At 43.7% G+C, this 22,523-nt stretch carries 20 protein-coding genes and 2 other annotated features; of the genes, 16 read left to right on the plus strand and 4 right to left on the minus strand.

The genetic code is table 11. From position 1 onward, the window contains the following. Positions 1-440: 440 nt before the first annotated feature. Positions 441-2,120: a bifunctional metallophosphatase/5'-nucleotidase gene (locus CU633_RS05390; RefSeq protein WP_101658767.1), complete on the plus strand. Its 1,680-nt coding sequence runs from the start codon at positions 441-443 to the stop codon at positions 2,118-2,120. 199 nt (positions 2,121-2,319) lie between these two features. Here CU633_RS05390 and bioB read toward each other — a convergent pair whose 3' ends face one another. Beyond that, positions 2,320-3,321: a biotin synthase BioB gene (gene bioB, locus CU633_RS05395; protein ID WP_180954873.1), complete on the minus strand. Its 1,002-nt coding sequence runs from the start codon at positions 3,319-3,321 to the stop codon at positions 2,320-2,322. 18 nt (positions 3,322-3,339) lie between these two features. Further along, positions 3,340-3,939, minus strand: a complete 600-nt coding sequence (locus tag CU633_RS05400; protein WP_101658702.1) for a biotin transporter BioY — start codon at positions 3,937-3,939, stop codon at positions 3,340-3,342. 251 nt (positions 3,940-4,190) lie between these two features. Here CU633_RS05400 and CU633_RS05405 point away from each other — a divergent pair, with 251 nt between their 5' ends. The 5 genes from CU633_RS05405 (at position 4,191) to CU633_RS05425 (ending at position 10,819) form a co-directional block, all read left to right on the plus strand. After that, positions 4,191-6,245: a thioredoxin domain-containing protein gene (locus CU633_RS05405; RefSeq protein WP_101658703.1), complete on the plus strand. Its 2,055-nt coding sequence runs from the start codon at positions 4,191-4,193 to the stop codon at positions 6,243-6,245. 215 nt (positions 6,246-6,460) lie between these two features. After that, a complete protein-coding gene (locus CU633_RS05410; protein ID WP_101658704.1) occupies positions 6,461-7,210 on the plus strand; it encodes a DeoR/GlpR family DNA-binding transcription regulator in 750 nt (249 codons plus the stop codon). Then, positions 7,207-8,121 (plus strand): 1-phosphofructokinase, encoded by a 915-nt coding sequence (gene pfkB / locus CU633_RS05415; protein WP_101658705.1) that lies wholly within the window; start codon positions 7,207-7,209, stop codon positions 8,119-8,121. The genes CU633_RS05410 and pfkB overlap by 4 nt, the downstream gene beginning before the upstream one ends. A gap of 13 nt (positions 8,122-8,134) precedes the next feature. Continuing rightward, the gene (locus CU633_RS05420) at positions 8,135-10,003 is read left to right on the plus strand and encodes a PTS fructose transporter subunit IIABC (protein ID WP_101658706.1); all 1,869 of its coding nucleotides are present in this window, start codon (positions 8,135-8,137) and stop codon (positions 10,001-10,003) included. A gap of 192 nt (positions 10,004-10,195) precedes the next feature. Continuing rightward, a complete protein-coding gene (locus CU633_RS05425; protein WP_101658707.1) occupies positions 10,196-10,819 on the plus strand; it encodes a flavodoxin family protein in 624 nt (207 codons plus the stop codon). 95 nt (positions 10,820-10,914) lie between these two features. On the opposite strand, the gene cls is transcribed toward CU633_RS05425, so the two are convergent. Continuing rightward, entirely contained in the window at positions 10,915-12,393 is a 1,479-nt protein-coding gene (cls, locus tag CU633_RS05430; protein ID WP_101658708.1) for a cardiolipin synthase, read from the minus strand. A gap of 249 nt (positions 12,394-12,642) precedes the next feature. On the opposite strand from cls, the gene CU633_RS05435 reads away from it, so the two are divergent. The 10 genes from CU633_RS05435 to trpA all read left to right on the plus strand — a co-directional run bounded on the left by CU633_RS05435 (position 12,643) and on the right by trpA (position 21,877). Then, positions 12,643-13,443: a DUF2935 domain-containing protein gene (locus CU633_RS05435; RefSeq protein WP_101658709.1), complete on the plus strand. Its 801-nt coding sequence runs from the start codon at positions 12,643-12,645 to the stop codon at positions 13,441-13,443. A 257-nt stretch (positions 13,444-13,700) separates the two neighbouring features. Continuing rightward, entirely contained in the window at positions 13,701-13,784 is an 84-nt protein-coding gene (locus tag CU633_RS23595; protein WP_219620947.1) for a putative holin-like toxin, read from the plus strand. Between the two features lie 321 nt (positions 13,785-14,105). Beyond that, complete coding sequence (locus CU633_RS05440) at positions 14,106-14,759, plus strand: MOSC domain-containing protein (protein ID WP_101658710.1); 654 nt, start codon at positions 14,106-14,108, stop codon at positions 14,757-14,759. Positions 14,760-14,853: 94 nt separating this feature from the next. Further along, positions 14,854-15,100, plus strand: a binding site (T-box leader). 35 nt (positions 15,101-15,135) lie between these two features. Continuing rightward, positions 15,136-15,419: a binding site (T-box leader), on the plus strand. Between the two features lie 71 nt (positions 15,420-15,490). Then, entirely contained in the window at positions 15,491-16,891 is a 1,401-nt protein-coding gene (gene trpE / locus CU633_RS05445; protein ID WP_101658711.1) for an anthranilate synthase component I, read from the plus strand. Then, complete coding sequence (locus CU633_RS05450; RefSeq protein WP_101658712.1) at positions 16,875-17,486, plus strand: anthranilate synthase component II; 612 nt, start codon at positions 16,875-16,877, stop codon at positions 17,484-17,486. The genes trpE and CU633_RS05450 overlap by 17 nt, the downstream gene beginning before the upstream one ends. Further along, a complete protein-coding gene (gene trpD / locus CU633_RS05455; RefSeq protein WP_101658713.1) occupies positions 17,458-18,483 on the plus strand; it encodes an anthranilate phosphoribosyltransferase in 1,026 nt (341 codons plus the stop codon). Before CU633_RS05450 ends, trpD begins: the two co-directional genes overlap by 29 nt. Before the next feature lies 1 nt (position 18,484). Continuing rightward, complete coding sequence (gene trpC / locus CU633_RS05460) at positions 18,485-19,279, plus strand: indole-3-glycerol phosphate synthase TrpC (RefSeq protein WP_101658714.1); 795 nt, start codon at positions 18,485-18,487, stop codon at positions 19,277-19,279. Further along, positions 19,276-19,890 carry a phosphoribosylanthranilate isomerase gene (locus CU633_RS05465; protein WP_101658715.1) on the plus strand — a complete coding sequence of 205 codons (615 nt, stop codon included), beginning with the start codon at positions 19,276-19,278 and terminating at the stop codon, positions 19,888-19,890. The genes trpC and CU633_RS05465 overlap by 4 nt, the downstream gene beginning before the upstream one ends. Positions 19,891-19,892: 2 nt before the next feature. Further along, on the plus strand, positions 19,893-21,095 hold the full coding sequence (gene trpB / locus CU633_RS05470) for a tryptophan synthase subunit beta (protein WP_180954874.1): 1,203 nt from the start codon (positions 19,893-19,895) through the stop codon (positions 21,093-21,095). After that, the gene (gene trpA, locus CU633_RS05475) at positions 21,092-21,877 is read left to right on the plus strand and encodes a tryptophan synthase subunit alpha (protein ID WP_101658716.1); all 786 of its coding nucleotides are present in this window, start codon (positions 21,092-21,094) and stop codon (positions 21,875-21,877) included. The genes trpB and trpA overlap by 4 nt, the downstream gene beginning before the upstream one ends. On the opposite strand, the gene CU633_RS05480 is transcribed toward trpA, so the two are convergent. After that, positions 21,878-22,480, minus strand: a complete 603-nt coding sequence (locus CU633_RS05480) for a class I SAM-dependent DNA methyltransferase (protein WP_101658717.1) — start codon at positions 22,478-22,480, stop codon at positions 21,878-21,880. Positions 22,481-22,523 lie beyond the last annotated feature (43 nt).

Here is a 22,523-nt window from a genome sequence, read left to right on the forward strand (position 1 = left end):
AGAATAAACCGTAAACTTACCCCGATTATTAAAAACTCATCAATAGCCCACTTTTTCGGGTTAGAGAAAAATGTCCAATATCACATAGCTTACACGCAAAATCCGCCTCCAATAGAAAATCTCTACATTATACCCTTAGTATGGAAAGCATGCTGGGTTTCTATCATTTTGAAAGCGTAACCATCGGCACACACACTTTACAAAAATTTTCAATAAAATTACACTGTCTTCGAAATTGCATAACAATAGTATTTTATACTCTGAAGCATAGAGGATTACTGCCAATTAACACGACTGTAGAACTATCCTGAAATTGGTTTATTGAGTTCCGACGAGAGGCGGTATTCATTTTCGTAAAATTTAAGAGGAGGGCAGTTGCAGGGAAAGAATTCATCATTTTTTTGATGTACATTAATTCTGTAAAGGAATGGTGCGCCAGAATGAAGAATACACAAACGGGGCATTTTGTGAAAAGAGCAGCTGTACTATTCATTAGTCTGTTGGCAACAACATTGATCGCCCAATTTTCCCTATCAACTTCCCATTCAATTGAACAGGACATTGAAGTTCAACTCCTGGGGATCAACGATTTTCATGGCCAGATTGATACATCCAAAAAAGTGAACAACCGGCTTGCCGGGAGGGCTGATTATTTAGCTGCATACTTAAAACAACGTGAAAGAACAAATCCCAACACACTGCTGGTCCATGCAGGCGATGCAGTTGGGGGAAGCTCACCAGCATCCGCATTATTGCAGGATGAACCGGCAATTCATATGTTAAATGAGCTGGGATTTGATGTCGGTACCGTTGGAAATCACGAATTTGATGAAGGTGTCCAGGAAATGATGCGTCTGATTGATGGGGGCAAACATCCTAAAACAGCAAAAAGGTACGGAGAATTTCAAGGTGCAAATTTTCCATACGTTGTTGCAAACGTAGTTGACAAAGATACGAACAAGACAATACTAGATCCTTATGTCATTAAAGAAGTTAAGGGTGTGAAAATAGGATTTATAGGAGTCGTCTACTCTGATACTCCAAATATTTTGGATTCGAGCAAGGTTAAAGATGTCAAGTTTACAAATGAAGTAACAGCGATTAATAAATATACACAAGAGTTAAAGGATCAGGGCTTGGAAGCGATTGTCGTGCTTGCGCACAATCCCGGGAAATCCGGTATTGACGGTTCGAAACCAAATGGGGAAATTGTTGATTTTGCCAGACAGGTCGATGATGAAGTAGATGTAATCTTTGGTGCGCATAACCACGCTTATATGAACTCAGTCGTGGATGGTAAATTACTGGTTCAGGCTTACTCAGCCGGTACGGCGTTTGCCGATGTGGACCTCGTCATCGATGCTGCAACCGGGGATATTGTTGAAAAAAGAGCTGAAATTATCGTAACCTATCAAGATGCAATCGAAGCGGATCGACAAATGACTAAAATGATAGCCGCATATCAAGATGATGTGAGCGATACGATTAACGAAAAAATCGGTGAAACAGGAGTGGAGTTGACAAGAGGGCAAAATGCAGCTGGTCAATCTGATTTTGGTACGCTAATCGCCGACAGCATGCGCCACACAATGAACACCGACTTTGCCTTTATTGAATCGGCCGGGATTCGCTCAGATCTTGATGCCGGGCCGATTACATGGGGTGAATTGTTTACTGCTCTGCCATTCGGCAACCATTTAGTGAGATTAACAATGACTGGTTCACAAGTGCGCGATGCTTTAAATCAGCAGTGGTCTCCCAAAAAGCGTATGCTGCAAATTTCCGGCTTGAAATACACCTGGTCAAACGAATTACCCGCCGGACAAAAAGTGGTTGATATTTTCTTGCCGAATGGTGAAAAGATCAATCCTGATTTGGAATACTCGGTAACAGTCAATACCTTCCTGGCTGCGGGAAAAGACGACTTTACTTCATTTGCAAAAGGCAAAAATCATAGAAAAGGCCCGGTCGATATAGATGCTCTGATCAGCTATGTGGAAACACAGCCAAAACCTATTATAGCCTCAGCTGACAGCAGAATTACCAAATTAAATAATGAATTCGCTCACGCTCCTGAAGTCGATCTAAATAGAGCGGTGGTTTCTACTGAACAAAAGTAGTAGGAAAGGATATGAAACATAGTGGCGAAGGGAAGGAATACCAAATCTACCGATCCAGTGAGAAAATTAAACTTGAGTAAGCTCCTGATAGCATGATGAAAACAAGAAAGGCCTATCGCTGAGACAAAATATCTCAGGTCAGGCCATGTGGCAAGAAATGAAAACTAAATGTATTTTCTTGAACATTCAACCGTGAATGTTAGAATGCTGCAGTTTCCGCCTCTTCCTTGATAAAATCAATTTCGAATCCCAGATCCTTTAACATTTGATGGTCTGCTGTGCCTTCCTGTCCTTCTGTTGTTAAGTAGTTTCCTAAAAAAATAGAATTTGCAGGATATAATCCAAGCGGTTGAAGGCTGCGTAAATTAACTTCTCTTCCACCGGAAATCCGAATTTCTTTTGAGGGGTTAACAAACCGCATTAGACATAATACCTTTAAGCAATAGCGCGGATTAAGTTCATCAACACCTTCTAAAGGTGTTCCATCGATAGCATGCAGGAAATTGACTGGAATTGAATCAGCATCTAAAATTTTTAGGCTTCTGGCCATGTCGATGACATCCTGCTGGGTTTCTCTCATTCCAATAATAACACCGGAGCACGGGGAGATTCCGGTTTCTTTTATAAGTTGGACAGTATCTACCCGATCTTGATATGTATGGGAGGTTGTAATGGATTCATGGTGATTTTCTGACGTGTTGATATTATGGTTGTACCTTTCGACTCCGGCATTTTTTAATCTTTTGGCCTGATCTGGTTTGATGAGGCCAAGGCAGGCACAAATTTTAAGATTGTATTTCTCTTTGATTTCTTCAACGGCGGAGACCACAGTATCAATTTCTCTATCACTCGGTCCACGTCCGCTTGCCACAATACAGTAGGTGCCCACATTTAGCCGGTACGCTTGTTCGGCTCCCTTCAGAATAGTCGACTTATCTACCATTCTGTACTTAGGAATTGGAGCAGTGGAAATACTTGATTGTGAACAATAACCGCAATTTTCCGGACATATTCCTGATTTAGTATTAATGATCATATTCAGTTTTACCTTATTTCCATAGTAAAATCTACGGATTAAGTAAGCACTGTTCAGCAGTTCAAGAAGCTCCTCATCAGGACAATTTAAAATTTTGAATGCTTCTTCATCGGAGATTTCTCTACCCCTTAGAACATCAAATGCAAGCTCTTTCCAGTTTTCCACCATGGTTTCCTCCTTGGATTAAGATGCTAAACGATTGGCTTTTTTAAACAAGGCTTTTGAAAGAACGGTCTTGTCTAAACGGTGGGCTAATAAACCAGCACACACAGCTAAGAAGATATCTTTCGGAAGCGGGACAACCATCCAGAGCCATGCCATTTGATACGTGAAACCTTCCGGGGCTGCTGCCCATAGCTTATAAGCAAAATACATCCAATTTGTTCCGAATGCGTAATTAATCATCATTCCCACTAAGGCTGCAATGATGTAAGTACTAACTGTTTTGCTTTTTTCAACAATTTTTCCAGCAAAATAAGCTGTAAAAATAAATGAAATAATAAAGCCGAAGGTAGGACTCAGAATATGCGAAAATCCGCCGCCGAATTTTGCAAAAACTGGTACTCCAAGAAGGCCGACCAATGCATACACGATCATGGCAATGGCTCCTAAACGGCTTCGCAAAATAATGCCCGATAAGATCGCAAAGAACGTTTGTAAAGTAATCGGAACGCCTCCAACGACCATGAATGGCACGATTGACGTAATGTTTGCCCCTATACACATTAGCGCAACAAATAATGGTACAAGGGTTAAATCAAAGGCAGTCAGTTTCCTGTTCATCTTATTCCTCCTTGAATTGTAATAATTTAAAGATAAAACGGTTAGTTAACATATGTCAACTGAAATTATATTTTAGTTGACGAAAAATATAGTTCCCATTGTACGGGTCCCAGTTATCAGAAAGTAAATAGAAAGTATATTTTATTTTTCGTTATGCTAAGTATAAACAGACGCTTGTTGGTGTCTTTTTCGTTTGTTAGGGTACAATGAAACAAGAAGTCAAATATTCATAATGGAATGAGGGTGATCCCATGCCAGCAAATAGATTAATCGCTGAAAAATCCCCATATTTATTGCAACATGCCCACAACCCAGTCGACTGGTACCCTTGGGGAGAAGAAGCATTCGAAAAAGCAAAACGGGAAAATAAGCCAGTGTTCGTGAGCATCGGCTACTCGACTTGCCATTGGTGTCATGTCATGGAGCGAGAATCATTCGAAGATGAAGAAGTGGCAAAGCTGCTAAACGAGAGATTTGTTTCGATCAAAGTGGATCGCGAGGAACGGCCTGATATTGATTCAATTTACATGAATATTTGCCAGCTGATGACAGGTCATGGCGGCTGGCCGCTGAATGTGTTTATTACTCCGGATCAAAAGCCATTTTATGCAGGTACTTATTTCCCGCCGGAGAGTAAATATGGAGTTCCTGGTTTCAAAGAAGTCGTGACGCAGCTTTATGATCAGTACCAAAACAAACGGGATAAAATCGATACAATTGCAGAGGAGGCTGCAGAAGCGCTGCGGCAGTCGGCAGAGAGAAGCGGGGCAGAGCTGCCTTCTGAGGACGTGCTCCATAAAACATATCAGCAATTATCGAACCGGTTTAACAGCATTTATGGAGGATTTGGCGATGCACCGAAGTTTCCGATGCCGCACACGCTGATGTTTTTACTCAAGTACTACAAATGGACAGATGCCGAAATAGCCCTGAAAATGGTTGAAAGAACTTTAAACGCGATGGCCGACGGGGGAATTTATGATCATATCGGATTTGGGTTTGCCCGCTATTCTGTTGATGAACAATGGCTTGTTCCGCATTTTGAAAAAATGCTTTATGACAATGCCTTGCTTCTTTACACATATGCCGAAGCTTACCAGATCACCGGCGAAAGCCGCTATAAGGAGATTGTTGAGCAAATTGTCACTTTTGTTGACCGTGAAATGACCGATGAAAAAGGCGCTTTTTACTCTGCGATTGACGCGGACAGTGAAGGGGCTGAAGGCAAGTATTATGTCTGGTCAAAAAAGGAGATCATAGATTTGCTTGGAGAAAAGGATGGGGAGTTTTACTCGAGAATCTACGATATAACACCGAAAGGAAACTTTGAAGGTGAAAACATCCCAAATTTGCTTCAAGACAATATGGCGAAAACATTTTCGGAAGCTGGCTTGACTATGGAAGAAGGAAAACAAAAACTCGAGGAACTGCGGAAAGTGCTGCATCAGAAACGTACTGAGCGCGTTTATCCGCATTTGGACGATAAAATATTAACAGCATGGAATGCACTGATGATCGCCGGGCTTGCGAAAGCCGGACAGGCACTTCAAAACAAAGCTTATATTGAAAAAGCGGAAAAGGCTCTTCAATTTATCGAAGAGCAGCTTGTCGTTGACGGTCAATTGCTTGCCCGATACCGGGACGGGGAAGCAAAATATCCGGCATATCTGGATGACTGGGCGTTTCTGCTTTGGAGTTACCTTGAAATGTATCAAGGCACTGCGAATATGACATATTTAAATAAGGCTGTTGACGCGGCGGGGAAGATGCGCCCGATGTTCTGGGATGAACAAGCTGGCGGCTTCTTTTTTACAAGAGCGGACAGTGAGTCACTCATCGTCAGGGAGAAGCAAGGATATGATGGGGCCATTCCGTCAGGTAATAGTGTTGCAGCCGCTAATCTTTTGAGGTTGGGGCATTTTACAGGTGACACTAAATGGCTCGATATGGCGGACGAAATATTGAAGGTTTTTAAGCCGGATATCGAAGCATACGGATCAGGGCATACATTTTTGTTGCAATGCTTGCTGCTCAAGGAATACCCGATGAAGGAAGTTGTGATTGTGGGCGAAGCGGAGCCAAGGCTTGACCTTGTCGCAGAGCTGCGTTCAAAATATGCTCCAGAATTGGCAGTAGTCACTTCAACGAGTGATGAAGGTTTGGAAACGATCTATGAGAGAGGATACCGGCCACTCGCTGATCGTTCATTAACCGTATATATATGTGAAAACTTCGCCTGCAAGCAGCCGTTAACATCGAAGGACGAAGTATTGTCGGTACTAAAATTAGATGGGAATCCCTCTTAAAAAAGGGAATACTTATCAGAAGTAATTTTTTCACTAACACGCTGTCTGTTACGATGGGGTGTTTTTTTGATTTATAATCTGAAAATTATAAAATCAATCATAATCCTTCAAAAACTATAAAAATATGAAAGAAAATGAATGATAATGATTGATTTTTGAAATCGGTTACAGTAACATGGAACTATAAAGAGAAAATAGTTAAGGGGGGTGTTGGATTGCTGACACCAGAGCGTCACCGCTTGATCCTTCAGTTGTTAAAGGAGAGGAATACAGTCAAGATTCAGGAGCTGGTTGATTTAACTAATACTTCGGAATCGACTATTAGGCGGGATTTGATCCAATTGGAGCAAGAGAAGTTCTTAAAAAGGGTTCATGGCGGTGCTGCCAGACTTCAAGGAAAACTGCAAGAGGCGAGCATGTCGGAAAAATCATTCAAAAACCTTCAGGAAAAAAGGCAAATTGCTCAATATGCTGCAAACCTGGTGGAAGAAGGCGACTGCATCTATCTCGATGCAGGTTCCACAGTCATGGCGATGATCGAATATTTACCGAAGGATATTGTAGTTGTGACGAACGGGCTTATGCACATTCATTTGTTGCTTGATAAAGAAATCGACACGTTTTTAATCGGCGGCTTTGCGAAACATAAAACAAAGGCAATCATCGGCAGGGGAGCCCTCGCCAGCCTGGAGAATTACCGCTTTGATAAATGCTTCATGGGTGTAAACGGGATTCATCCGCAATTTGGGTATACCACTCCTGATCAGGAAGAAGCACTCGTCAAGCAAACGGCGATATCTTTATCGCGTGAATCGTTTGTGCTTGCAGATGAAACAAAGTTTTCCGAAATCTCTTTTGCGAAAATTGCCGATTTGCATGAAGCAGCAATTATTACGAATCAATTAAACAAAGAAACTGAAGAGCAATTTTTAAGTAAAACAACGATAAAGGTTGTGACAGCATGATTTATACACTGACATTAAATCCATCCGTTGATTACATTGTCGAACTTGAACAAATAAATATTGGCGGCTTAAACCGCACGAACAAAGATGCAAAATTTCCCGGCGGCAAAGGAATTAATGTCTCAAGAGTTTTAAAGGGAATGGGCATTAGCAGCCAGGCATTGGGCTTTATCGGCGGATTTACCGGCCAATTTATTGAAGATTACCTGCAAAATGAAAACATAGCTTCGCAGTTTGTACGCGTAAAAGAAGATTCGAGAATCAACGTCAAGCTGAAAACGGATACAGAGACAGAAATTAATGCGAAAGGTCCGCAGATTGCAAATGGGGATTATCAGGCGCTGAAAGATAAAGTGAGCGCGTTGACGGAAGAAGACTTGCTTGTTCTGGCAGGAAGCATTCCAGCTACAATGCCGGAAACGACATATGAAGACCTTGTTGAAATATGCAGTGCGAATCGGGCGAGGTTTGCGGTTGATGCTGAGGGAAACCTTTTAAAGAATGTACTCAAGTTCCGGCCATTCTTAATTAAGCCGAATCACCATGAGCTTGGCGAGCTGTTTCAAGCAAATATTGAAACTTGTGAACAAGCAATCCACTACGGGCAAAAACTTGTTGAAATGGGCGCGAAAAACGTGATTGTGTCGCTCGCTGCAAAAGGAGCGGTGTTTATTAATGAAAGTGTTGCGTACATTGCCGAAGTGCCTAAAGGAGAAGTAAAAAGCTCGGTTGGGGCAGGAGATTCCATGGTTGCCGGTTTTCTTGCAAAATATGAAACGACAAACAATTTTAAAGAAGCATTTCAGTACAGTGTGGCATCCGGAAGCGCTACCGCGTTTTCGATCGGCTTATGCACCCCGGAAAAGGTTGCTAAGCTATTGCCAGAAGTAGTGATTAAGGAATTCTTATAAAGGAGAGAGAAAAATGAGAATTACAGAATTGCTAACGAAAGATACAATTTTGTTATCAATGAATAGCCGCCAAAAGCCGGGGGCTGTGGATGAATTGGTGGAAGTGCTCGCAAAAGCTGGAAAGATCTCGGATCGAGTTCAATTCACTGAGGCAATTTTAAAAAGGGAAGAGCAGAGCACGACTGGAATTGGCGATGGAATTGCGATTCCCCATGCAAAAACAGCAGCTGTGATCGAACCGGCAATCGTTTTCGGAAAATCCGAAGAAGGTGTGGATTATGAGTCTTTGGATGGCCAGCCAGCCCATCTGTTCTTTATGATCGCAGCTCCTGAGGGCGCCAACAATACCCATCTGGAAGCGTTATCACGTCTGTCTGCTCTTTTAATGAAGGAAGAAGTCCGCGCGAAACTGATGGAGGCGAGCACAAAAGACGATGTGATCACAATCATTGACAGCTATGACCGTGAGGATGAACAAGAAGAACAAACAATTGCTGATTCAAAAAAATATATCGTCGCTGTTACGGCTTGTCCGACAGGTATTGCGCATACGTATATGGCTGCCGATTCCTTAAAGGCAAAAGCTGCTGAAATGGGTGTCGACATAAAGGTGGAAACGAGGGGATCAGGCGGGGCAAAAAATGTTCTGACGCCGGAAGAAATTGCAAACGCAGCTGCGGTCATCGTCGCTGCAGACACTTCTGTTGAAATGGAACGCTTTCGCGGAAAGCATGTCATTGAAACGCCTGTTGCCGACGGTATTCGCAAGCCTCAAGAGCTCATCACCCGTGCTGTTAACCAGGATGCCCCTGTATTCAAAGGCGGTTCTGGAAAATCCGGGGATAAAGAAGAACAGCGGGGACCAAAAACAGGTATTTATAAGCATTTAATGAACGGCGTATCCAATATGCTTCCATTTGTAGTTGGGGGCGGAATTTTAATCGCGCTATCATTTGTATTTGGCTATAATGCTGCCAATCCCGAAGACCCTTCCTATAATCCAATCGCTGAAGCATTGAGTATTATTGGCGGGGGAAATGCTTTTGGGTTAATGATTCCGGTACTGGCCGGATTTATTGCATCAAGCATCGCCGACAGGCCTGGATTTGCACCGGGGATGGTCGGTGGTTTCATGGCTGCTACAAGTGGCGCCGGTTTCCTGGGTGGACTGATTGCCGGTTTTCTGGCTGGATATTTGGTTGTGGGTTTAAAGAAACTACTGGAGGGACTGCCAGTGTCTCTTGAAGGAATCAAGACAATTCTTTTATATCCGTTGCTCGGAATTGGCTTAACTGGATTTATTATGCTTTATCTTGTCAACGAGCCAGTTGGAGCAATGAACAAAGCGATAACAGAATGGTTAACAGGACTTGGTACTGGTAACGCCGTTTTACTGGGCATCTTGCTCGGATTAATGATGGCTGTTGATATGGGCGGTCCGATCAATAAATCAGCATATGTTTTTGGAACTGGCCTGCTTACGAGCGGTGTGTATGAGCCAATGGCTGCGGTTATGGCAGCAGGTATGGTACCGCCTCTAGCCATTGCGCTGGCGACGACTTTCTTCAAAAATAAGTTTACAAAGCAGGAAAGAGAAGCAGGAAAAGTCAACTATATAATGGGCTTATCGTTTATTACAGAAGGTGCGATTCCTTATGCAGCCGCAGATCCAATTCGTGTCATTCCTTCGATTATGGCTGGATCCGCGATCGCAGGAGCCCTATCGATGATGTTCTCGATTGGATTGAGAGCACCTCACGGCGGAGTCTTTGTTATTCCGTTGGTTGAAGGCAACGGTTTCCTCTACTTCCTTGCCATTATCGCAGGTGCGGTTGTATCTGCTTTACTGCTCGGCTTCTTAAAGAAACCGGTAAAGCTTTAATAGGTAATACGAAAGCGGCTCACCCAACTTTGGGTGAGCTTCTTTTTTTGGAAACAAATTTGCTGAGAACTATTGTTTGAGGATATTTCTGACTTGCAAACTTCAGGCGCATCTTCCAAAAAATCCTCGCTTCATTTGTTTTGTTTTTAAGAAATAGGTTAAAAATAAAGAGTATCGCGAAGGAGGATGTTTATGTCATTGAAAGCAATTTTTCTGAACTGTACATTAAAGAAAAGCCCTGAAGAATCGAATACGGAGAGCTTAATGCGCGAAGTCGAAAAAATCTTTACTAAGGAACAGGTTCAATCTGAAATGATCAGGTTGGCCGATTTTAATATCGCATATGGGATTTCAGCTGATGAAGGTATTGATGATGAGTGGCCTGATATTTTTGAAAAAGTAAAAAAGGCTGATATCGTTATAATTGGAACACCGATCTGGCTTGGGGAAAAAAGCAGTATTGCGGCATTTGCAATCGAAAGATTATATGGAGCAAGCAGTATGGCCAATGAAAAGGGGCAATCCCTCTACTACAATAAAGTTGGCGGCGCTGTCGTGACCGGCAATGAAGATGGCGCCAAGCACGCTGCGTGCTCGATTCTTTATGGTTTGTCACATATCGGATTCACAGTACCACCCAATGTTGACACCTACTGGGTCGGGGAAGCTGGTCCAGGCCCTTCATATATTGAAGCAAACGGCTGGGAAAATGATTTTACGATGAGATCAGTCCGTACAACTGGACATAATCTCGTACACTTTGCCCGTCTGTTAAAAGAAAATCCGATTCCCGCAGAAGGGAATTTATTGGAGTAAAAAAAGGCACAGCGACGTGATGTGCCTTTTTTGCTCGGATAATCGCGACAAATGATGGCGATCCTGAGACCAATTTTAATCTCAGATCTGCTCCTTTACAAAATCGGTGACAGCAGCCTTGATACGGATTCTTTGAAGCGGATCCATAGAGACCGGCTTTGATAGCTGGCCAGCGTCAATTCGGTGGAAACGAGCAAGTCTTCCTGAAAAATGCTGCTAAGCTTTCCTGAGATCGTTTCATCGTAAAGAAATGCATTTACCTCAAAATTCAGCTTAAAGCTGCGGACATCAATATTGGCCGTACCAACAGATGAAATTTGCTCATCGACGACAAGCATCTTTGCATGGATGAAGCCATTTTCATAAATAAAAACAGTTGCCCCCGCTTTTAAAAGTTCTCCAATGTATGACAAGGTCGCCCAATAAACGAACATATGGTCAGGCTTGTTGGGAATCATGATTTTAACATCGATTCCCGACAAGCAGGCAATCTGGAGTGCATCGAGCAGGCTTGTATCCGGGATAAAATAAGGTGTTTGAATAAGAATCGATTTCTTCGCGGAAGAAATCATTTTAATATAGCCGTTTTTAATTTGATGCCATTCTGAATCAGGACCGCTCGTTACAATTTGCATCCCGACATAGCCCGTACCAATTTCCTCGGGGAAGTACTCCGGTGCGTAAGCGATATCCCGGTTGTGGGAAGCCTGGTTCCAGTCAAGAATAAAGCGGGTTTGGATGGCATGTACAGCTGTGCCTTCAATGCGCAAATGGGTGTCACGCCAGTAGCCAAATTTAGGATTCAGGCCTAAATACTCATCGCCGACATTAAAACCGCCAACATAGCCAATTTTCCCGTCAATGATCACCAGCTTGCGATGGTTACGGTAATTAAGGCGCAAATTAATTAAGCGCAATTTTGAAGGGAAAAATACTTCGACTTCTCCACCGGCCTTGCGCAATTCTTTCAAAAATGATTTCGTAATCGTCCTTGATCCGAGATCATCATATAAAATCCGGACTTTTACACCTTCTTTTGCTTTAACCGTCAGCGCATCTATCAACTTTTTGCCGAGCTCATCCCTTCTTATGATGTAATATTGCAAATGGATATGGTGTTTCGCAGCTGCAATATCCTTAAAAAGGCGCGCAAACTTTTCCTGTCCGTCGGTAAAAACTTCCACGCTATTATCTTCGGTCAAAACAGCATCATTATTTAATAAATGCATATGAATTAAATCTTTGCTGGTTTCCGTAGCTTTATTCCGAAAATGGAATTGGTCCGTTCTTAATTGATGCAATTGATTCGAGAGCATCCTTTCAATGCCGATCTTTTTTCTGTCTTCCCATTGAAACAGATGGTAGCGGCTTAGGTTTTGACCGAATAGCAGGTAAAGGATAAAACCAAGCAGGGGGATGAAGAAAAGAACGAGCAGCCAGGCCCATGTTGAACTGGCATCACGTCGCTCCCGAAAAATGACGAAAATGGCAAAAAGAAAATTCAAAATCAGCACAAGCACCAATAAAATCGATGTTAAATTAAAACCAATGTCTGGATTGAGATTAATGACCATTTGATTTCCCCACAATCAACGGCAAAAAAATAGCTTCTGTCGTTCAAATATAAAAAATACCATCCTAACAAAAGAATAACACGTTATCGATGAAAATTTAAAACTTGACGTTCACGACCTCGCCTTTAAACCAGGTTAAAAGTGTTCGGGTGGCAGGATTCGACCGGGATTCACCTGAGATTTTCATTGTCATAAATGACTGAATAAAAAGATAAGTATCAATGTAGAGAATACGAAAGGAGAGGTAGCATGGTTTCCAATTTTGAGCGTTCGGCACGGTTTGAACACAGGTTTTGGCTGCAAGTTCTTGGAGATCACAGCCGGTTTATTCATGATTCGCTCGCACCAGGTGAAACTGAGGATATCGCGAAGGCGGCTTCTTTTATCCGCCGATTTGACAGGCTGTTACAGCGGGTTAATGGAGAGGATTTAATCGGGCTAAGTAACGAAGCGGACGAGCAAGCGAAACAAATTCGCGAATTTAAGCTTTCATTAATCGCCAGGCATTTGCAGGGCCAAATCAAGATAAGCTTATCCCCAACGTTTATTAACCATATGGTCAATGAAGCAGAAGAGTATATTCGAGTTCTCGATTATTTAAAAAACGGGCAAACACCACCGATTTTCCATGAACTGCATCATCATCTTGTCTGGCTGTTGGACGCGGCCGGACATGCAGGGGCCATTAATGACAATCTCGACCAGATTGAAAAAAAACTAAAGGCAAAAACCATGATGTATGTTAAAGATTTTGAAGACTTTTATTTAAAGGCTGTTGAGATGACCGGCTATTTGCGGACGAACCTTAAATCGTTTCCGGCATTAAGGCGAATGAACAAGGAAGTATCATTGGAAATACAACTGTTTATGAATTTTCTCAACGAGCTTGAAGAGCTTGAGCTGTCAGCACAGGCTTTGGGGACTTTTGCTCCATTGATGGCAGACCATATGTACCGGGAGGAATGTTATTATTTAACGAAGGTGGCAGAATCGGCTTCATTAGAAAGGTCGGGCTGCGATCCGGGGAAGCCAAGAATTGAAGCTGAATGAAGGCAGCATGCCATTTATTAGAAAGCATTTAACTTTTTTAAAAAATAGGTGTGCAAAAGTGAAGCATTGTTGAAGTTCTCATTCTTGATATCTTGTTTAGACAATTTTCTTAAGTTTTCGGGGTAGGAGCATAGTCTCAATTTTTAAAAAAACAGAACATCTGTTCTATGCACTGGACAAATCTGTGTTATACTATAGAGGCGATAGTTTGTTTCTCAAGGGTGGTCGGCTAGCCCCATACGAAAGGGGGTGATGCCATGTCGGTTTTTGAAGCGATGATGGTGATGTTGTCTTTTGCCAGTTTAATCGTCGCAGTGATTGCCTTCAACCAAAAAAAATAGACCTCCCTTGACCGCAAATTGAGGGAGAGGTCTATTTTAATATGAGATAGGCCGATCCCCTATGGGAACGACTATGGCAGGCCGCAGGTGCCAGTAACACTTGCGGCTTTTTATATTTTATGCAATCTTCAACTAAAAGAATATCATAGAACGCCGGGAATGTCACGATTAATCCATTGATTGCAGGAAGCAGGATGGCTTTAGATTCTCTATATTTGCACTTTTGTCAAAAAAATGGTGAATAGTGCCATTCATGAATAAGCACAGGGAAAAGAAGGGAAAACCGGCTTAAGCGGCGAAAAAGACATCGGGGTGATAAAGATGAATAATAATGCACCAATTATAGCACTGTCAGTCGGAGAACCTAAAGATTTTCTATGGAAAGGACAAGAGGAAAAATCGGCAATCGGCAAGACACCGATTCAAGAGGTTCTGTTAACAAAAGAAGGTTTTATTGGCGACGGAGTGGCTAATCATGAGTTCCATGGCGGTCCTGAGCGCGCTGTTTGCCTTTATCCTTTCGAGCATTATTCTTTATGGGAAAAAGAGTTCAAGGTCCCTCTCCAGCCGCCTGCTTTTGGTGAGAATATTACGATTGCGGGAATGCGGGAGGCGGATGTGTACATAGGGAATATTTACAGAATGGGAAATGCAGTTGTGCAAATTTCTCAGGGGCGGGTTCCATGTTCAACGATTTCCAAGCACAACGGCATGGACCATCTGTTAAAAAGAATTGTCGAGACAGGATTTACAGGATATTTTTTCCGGGTCCTTGAAGAAGGAATGGTTTTTCAGAATTCACACGTGGAACTGGTAGAAGAAAACGCAAAAAAGGTATCGATTTTGTTTGCCAATCAAACTCTTTTTCATGACAGGAAAAACAAAGAGGCGATTGAAAAAATTCTTGAGGTTGAAGAATTGGCACCTGTTTGGCAGGAAAAGTTAAAAAGGGAACTGCTAAAGGAGCGGGTGTAAGCAGTGTACTTATTGCACAAATATTTTTAAAAAATAGAATTTACTTATTGACATTTTTTTATATTGTCATTATCATTGAAAACAATAAATCAAACGTACGGCGATGACGAAGAGTAGTAACTTTTACGGAAACTGCAGAGAGCTGATGGTTGGTGCAAATCAGTGTCGATGTAAGAGTGAATGGACTTCGGAGCCTCCGAACCGAACTTCTTTACGAATAGTAGGCTTTGGCGAACAGTCTCATCGTTACAAGAGACAGATATTAAAGCAATGCTTTGATGTCGTAAAGTGAGCTGATTTTTAGCTAATGAAGGTGGCACCACGGGTCTCTCGTCCTTTTTTGACGGGAGGCCCTTTTTGTGTTGAAAATATCATAAAAAAATCGTTGAGTAAGAAGAGTAAGCTGATTGATCTTCGTTCCAGAGAGCCGGGATTGGTGGAACCCGGTACAAGAAGTCAGCTGAATGGCCTTACGAGAGGTACCTTGAACATTGAGTAGGGGTACACGGACTTCCACCGTTAAAAGGATAGGATATCGGCCTGAGCTGTGGGTATTCTTCCCAAGAATATTCCCGGGTTTAGCCTGTATCTGAAAGAGGGAGCAATGACAACTGCTCCGAACTTGAGGTGGCACCACGGTCCAGCATAATCGTCCTCTATATACACGTCCATAACGTGTGTATAGGGGTCTTTTTTATTTTCAGAAACAGCTGTGAAAGGAGCATGGGTGGATGAAAAGCTTATTGGAAAATAAGAATCTAATCGTTGAACAACTGGAGGGGGATACCTTCACACCGATTTTGATTTTTCAAAGGTTGTCGGGGCGGAAAAAATTTTTATTGGAGAGTTCGCTAAAATATGAGGCTTCGGGACGATATTCCTTCATCGGGGCAGATCCCGTTTTCGAACTTACCGGCGAGGGGGACAGAACAACAATTAAGACCGAAACCGGGCAGGAACGAAGAAATGAGAAGCCGCTTGAAGTATTAAAAGCCCTTCTGCCTGATAATGAGGCAACCGATTTTCCGCTTGTCGGCGGTGCTGTCGGTTATGCCGGCTATGATGTCATCCGCCAATACGAGAAAATCGGCGAAAACTTGCCTGATGAGCTGGATATTCCCGAGGTTCATTTTATGTTTTACGAAGATGTGATCGTCTATGACCATCTTGAACAAAAAATCTCCATTGTCGCATCCCCGCTTCGAAAAGAAACGACCATTGACGAGTTAAAGGCGCGGATAGCAAAAAGAAAAACCGAACTATTTGCGGGCGGAGAAACAAAGCTTGCAGAGGACGCAAACCTTTCAGCCTTCAAAGCCTCGATCAGCAAAAATGATTTTATCGAAAAGGTTGAAAAAGCAAAACAATACATTTCTGAAGGCGACATTTTTCAAGTCGTTCTTTCACAGCGGCTCCAGGCAACATTTGCAGGAGATCCTTTCTCATTTTATCGAAAGCTGAGAGTCGGCAATCCTTCCCCCTACATGTACTATCTTGATTTTGGCGACTACGTAGTGGCGGGATCTTCCCCAGAAAGCTTAATTAAAGCAAACGGTAAAAAAGTGACAACGAACCCGATCGCCGGTACAAGGCCGCGCGGTAAAACGGAGCAGGAGGATGGGATTCACGAAAAAAGCTTACTTGAGGATGAAAAAGAGCTGGCAGAGCATCGCATGCTTGTCGATCTCGGCCGAAACGATCTTGGCCGGATCTGCGAGTTTGGAACGGTCCAAGTTGATAAATATATGGAGGTTGAAAAATTCAAGCATGTGATGCACCTGGTTTCGGAAGTGACAGGAACGCTTAACGAAAAGTATAAGCCGATCGATGCATTAATATCATGCCTGCCAGCCGGCACAGTCTCGGGAGCGCCGAAAATCAGGGCGATGGAAATCATCAATGAACTTGAAGAAGTGAAGCGGGGCGTGTACTCAGGGGCGGTCGGCTATATCTCCGCCAATGGCAGCCTCGACTTCGCGCTCGCGATCCGGACGATGCTGATCAAAAAAGACAAAGCGTATATCCAGGCAGGAGCAGGAATTGTATACGATTCTTCCCCGGAAAAAGAGTACGAAGAAACGCTTCACAAACTAAAAGCCTTTTTGGAGGATCAAGATGATATTGCTAATTGATAATTACGATTCATTTACTTATAACCTTTATCAGTATTTGGGTGAACTTGGTGAAACCGTTACGGTTGTCCGCAACGATGAAATCAGCATTGAACAAATTCAAAAACTGAGTCCGGAAGCGATCGTCCTCTCACCAGGTCCGGGCCGTCCCGAGGCAGCCGGCATTTGCATTGAAACGATCAATACTTTTTACAAGCAGATTCCGATTCTCGGCATTTGTCTTGGCCATCAAGCAATCGGCTATGCATTCGGGGCAAAAATAGAAGTCGCCAAAAAGATTATGCATGGAAAGATTTCGCAGCTGACGCATTCGGGCTCTCATTTATTTCAATATTTGACCCAGCCGGTTGACGCGATGAGATATCATTCACTTGTGATCAGCCGCGGCACCCTGCCAGAAGCATTTCAAATCCTGGCCAGCTCCATGGATGATCAGGAAATCATGGCTGTCAAGCACGAACGGTATCCGCTGTTTGGGATGCAATTCCATCCTGAGTCGATCGGCACAGGACTCGGCAAACAGATGCTAAAAAACTTTTTGAGAGAAATAGGGAGGGAGTTTGCAGATGAGAACGTATCTTCAAAGGCTGTCTGAGCGGGATTCATTAACAGAAGCAGAAATGAAGGAAGCAGCTCTTCAGCTGCTTTCGGATGATATTACAGATAGCGAGATTGCGGCATTTTTAATCAGCTTAAAGACGAAAGGCGAAACCGTGGATGAGATCGCCGGCCTTGTCCAGGCATTGCGGGATGCTTCCTTGCCCTTTCAAAAGAGGTTTAACAATGTTATGGATAATTGCGGTACAGGCGGCGATGGTTCGAAAAGCTTCAACATCAGCACGACTTCGGCGTTTGTGATTGCCGGTGCAGGGATTGCGGTCGCCAAGCATGGCAACCGGAGCGTCTCCAGTAAAACGGGAAGCGCCGATGTCCTTGAGCAGCTTGGCGTTAATCTCGCTTCCTCTGTAGAAGCAACCGAAGAGATGCTTGAAAACATCGGGATTGCCTTTTTGTTCGCGCCCAATGTCCATCCGAGAATCAAGCAAATTATGAAAGTCCGTAAAGACCTGCGGATCCCGACAGTGTTTAATTTAATCGGTCCGCTCACAAACCCGATTGATTTGGACTATCAATTGCTTGGAACATACCGACGCGATTTTTCGGAAATGTTTGCAAATGTGTTAAAAAAATTGGGCAGAAAGCGCGCCGTTGTTTTGAGCGGTGCCGGCCATATGGACGAAGCATCGCTTCAAGGAGAGAACCATTTAGTTATCCTTGAAGCAGGAGAAATAAGAAAGCAGATTCTTCGTCCGGAAGAAGCGGGGCTTCCGCAATATGACAACCAGGAAATCATAGGCGGGGACGCCAGGGAAAATGCAGAAATTTTACAAGCTGTTCTCAAAGGGAAAAAGGGAGCTTACCGCGATACAGTTCTTCTCAACGCAGGGATCGGCATCTATGCCGGCGGAAAAGCATCATCAATTAAAAAAGGAATTGAACTTGCCAAAGAGAGCATCGACTCGGGTGCTGCCCTTAATAAGCTTGAACAATTAATAGAAAAAACACGTTTTTATCAACAAGAGGTGATTTAAGGTGGGAACGATTTTAGACAAAATAATCGCACAAAAGCATAGGGAACTTGGCGAGATCAAGCATGCCCTTGAGGAAAAACGCGGACAAGACAACTATTTTAAAAGATCGTTCCTTGAAAAGCTAAAGCCGGCAGATGAACTAAAAATCATTGCAGAATTTAAACGTGCTTCGCCGTCCAAAGGAGATATAAATATCGGGGCGGACCCGCAGGCGCAGGCCCGCGCGTATGTCGAATTCGGGGCAGATGCCATTTCTGTTTTAACGGACAAAAGCTTTTTTAAAGGCTCGTTCGCTGACCTTGAGGCGGTGCGGGCAGCGGTCGACAGCCCGATTTTGTGCAAGGATTTTATGATCGACAGGTCACAGATAGAGCTCGCCAAACGGTCAGGGGCCAACATCATTTTGTTAATTGCAGCCGCCCTCGAAAAAGAGCAGTTAAAAGAATTATATAATTTTAGCATTGCAAACGGCCTTGAAGTTTTAATAGAAGTTCATAACGCCAGGGAACTCGAAACAGCGTTGGAAACCGGAACAAAGCTGATTGGCGTAAACAACCGTGACTTGAAGACGTTCAAGGTTGATCTCGGAGTAACCGAAACGCTCGCGCCACAAATTAAAAAATCAGGTGCTTTCTTAATCAGCGAGAGCGGATTGAAAACAAAAGCTGATGTGGAAAGAGCTGTCAGGGCTGGTGCAAACGGGATATTAGTTGGAGAAGCGCTGATGGCAGCGGGCAGTCTGGAAGAACAATTAAAAGGCATGAAAGTACCGGTTATGAAGGCGGAGCAGAGATGAAAGTGAAAATTTGCGGAATAACGGACAGCACAACGGCTCAAGCCGCAGTACAGGCCGGTGCCGATCTGCTCGGTTTTGTTTTTGCGGAGAGCAGGAGAAGGGTGACTCCCGAGCAAGCAGGCGCAATCGCGTCAGTCCTGCCCGACCATGTCCTGAAGGTTGGCGTGTTCGTGAATGAAAACATTGAAGAGATCGAAAGAATTGTGAATACGGCCAAGCTTGACCTGATTCAACTTCACGGAGATGAATCACCGGAATTTTGCAAGGCGATAAGTCTTCCGGTTATAAAAGCGATAAGCGTCAGCACCCGCGAGGATATGAATGAACTGAAGAAGTATGAAACAGAATATGTGCTTCTTGATAGTCCAAAAGGGAAGTACCGCGGCGGAAACGGCACGAAATTTAATTGGGAGCTTGCCGCGGAGGCGTCAAATAGCAAAACAAAGGTTATTCTTGCCGGGGGACTGAATCCAGACAATGTTGCCGAAGCAATTGGCAAAGTTGATCCGTATATGGTTGATGTCAGCAGCGGCGTTGAAACGGACGGCAAGAAAGATATAAGTAAAATCAGCAGCTTTATAGCGATTGCAAAACAAGCAGGAGAGGAATGATCATGGTGACATATACATTGCCGGATGAAAAGGGCCATTTTGGAAAATACGGCGGAAGATTTGTACCGGAAACATTAATGCAAGCTGTGTTGGAGCTTGAACAAGAATATTATAAAGCGATTGCCGATGCATCTTTTCAAAAAGAGCTTCGAGATCTGCTTACGGATTATGTCGGACGGGAAACGCCATTATATTTAGCGAACAATTTAACAAAACACGCAAAGGGTGCAAAAATTTATTTAAAACGCGAGGATTTGAACCATACTGGAGCTCATAAAATCAACAATACAATCGGGCAGGCGCTGCTCGCTGTCCGAATGGGCAAAAAGAAAATTGTGGCTGAAACGGGGGCCGGCCAGCATGGAGTTGCGACGGCAACGGTCTGTGCCCTTCTTAATCTTGAGTGCGTTATTTTCATGGGTGAAGAAGATATCCGCCGCCAGGAGCTGAACGTGTTCCGGATGGAACTGCTCGGGGCAAAGGTTGTCAGCGTCAAATCGGGGAGCGGAACATTGAAGGACGCTGTAAATGAAGCCTTGCGTTATTGGGTAGCCAATGTAAATGATACGCATTACATTTTAGGCTCAGTGATGGGCCCGCATCCATTTCCAATGATCGTACGTGACTTTCAAAGCGTGATCGGAAATGAGACGAAAGCCCAATATGTTGATAAAGAAGGCAAGCTGCCGGAAGCTGTTGTCGCCTGTATTGGCGGCGGCAGCAATTCAATGGGCATGTTTTATCCGTTTATAAAGGACGAAAGTGTTTCCCTGTACGGCATCGAAGCGGCAGGCGCAGGGCTCGAATCCGGCCGGCATGCAGCTTCGCTGACAAAGGGCAAGCCCGGTGTTTTGCACGGGGCGATGATGTATCTGCTCCAGGATGATGCCGGACAAATTCAGGAAGCCCATTCGATTTCAGCAGGGCTGGATTATCCGGGTGTAGGTCCCGAGCATAGCTTTTTGCGTGACTCAGGAAGGGTCATATATGAATCGATTACCGACAACGAGGCACTGGACGCTTTGCAGCTGTTATCGCAGCTGGAAGGGATTATTCCGGCGCTCGAAAGCGCCCATGCCGTAGCCTACGCTTTAAAGCTTGCGCCAAAGATGGGTAACGACGAAGGAATCGTCATTTGTTTATCAGGCCGGGGAGACAAAGATGTACAAACAGTGAGAGCTGTGCTGGGAGGGAAACAATCATGAGCAACAGGTTGGAAAAAGCATTTGCAGCAGTAAACGAGCGAAAAGAAAAAGCTTTTGTCCCGTATATCATGGCTGGTGACGGAGGACTCGAAACCTTAAAGGAAAAACTGCTATTTCTTGAAAAATGCGGGGCAACCGCTGTCGAAATTGGCATCCCATTCTCCGATCCTGTCGCAGACGGTCCGACGATTCAACAAGCGGGCCTGCGCGCTTTGGAAAAGGGTACAACGCTCAAAGGCGTTTTGGCGGAATTAGAAACAATTCGTGATGAGGTCTCAATCCCGTATTTAATTATGACCTATGTGAACCCGATTCTCGCATATGGGTTGGATTCATTTATTAAAGCAGCCAAACGGGCAGGCATCGATGGCTGTATTATCCCTGATTTACCGGTTGAAGAGGAAGGTTTGATTGCACCAAAATTGGAGGAAGCGGGGATCGAGCTGATCCGCCTTGTTACTTTAACAAGTCCACCTGAGCGGATAAAAGTGATTTCTGAAAAAGGAAAAGGATTTCTCTATGCCGTCACCGTAACAGGCATTACAGGGGCTCGAAGCGGATTCCAAACAGAAATTGGAGCCTATCTTCAGCAAGTAAAAGCAGCAAGCAATAAGCCTGTGCTCGCAGGATTTGGAATCTCAACACCGGAGCATGTCAGGGAGTTCACTCAATACTGCGATGGTGTCATTGTCGGCAGCCGCATCATTGATTTGTTTGAGGCTGGCGATTTAAAGAGCATCGAACAGTTAATTCAAGCAGCAAAAACGGTCGGCACTGTGTAATTAAGTTTTTTTAAATGCCGTCACACAAACAGTCCGGACCGGACGAAAATTTTTATAAAATGCAGAGATTTGTTGAAAGCCGGCTTTTTCAAGGTCGGCTTTTATTTTTTTTCCTAATTCGGCTGCTGTCCGGTTATTCGCGTCGTTTTCACGGGGCTGGACGGTAAAAGCAATTTTTCCGCCGGGGGCAAGCATCGAGACTAAATTTTTAAGAGATTGGCACGGTTTTTCCCAGAGCGGATAGTTATTAACCGAAAAGATCCTGTCATAGCGATCTGCAGGAGCCTCGAATTCGGCAATATCACCAGTGTAAAGACGGACCTTGCCCGATTTTATCCATACTTCATTTACTTTCTCCGCTTCCTTTTTCATCTTGTTTGATACATCGATTCCATCGATAGTGACCTGCTCATATTTATCCATGATATGTTTTATCGCATAGCCGGGACCATAGCCGATTTCGAGAATACGATCATCCCGCCCGATATCCAAATGGTTGATCGTCCATTTATTGATTTTCCGGTTTTCAAAAAACATGATTTTCCCGGCTATCTTTCCTAATAAGCCTGTCGGCTTTTCAAATTGGTTGGTAAACCCGGACATGTTATCACCTCAATACGATATTATTACTCCTTTTTCAGTGGGT

This window comes from Bacillus sp. V3-13, assembly GCF_002860165.1.
GTDB lineage: Bacteria > Bacillota > Bacilli > Bacillales > Cytobacillaceae > Bacillus_BJ.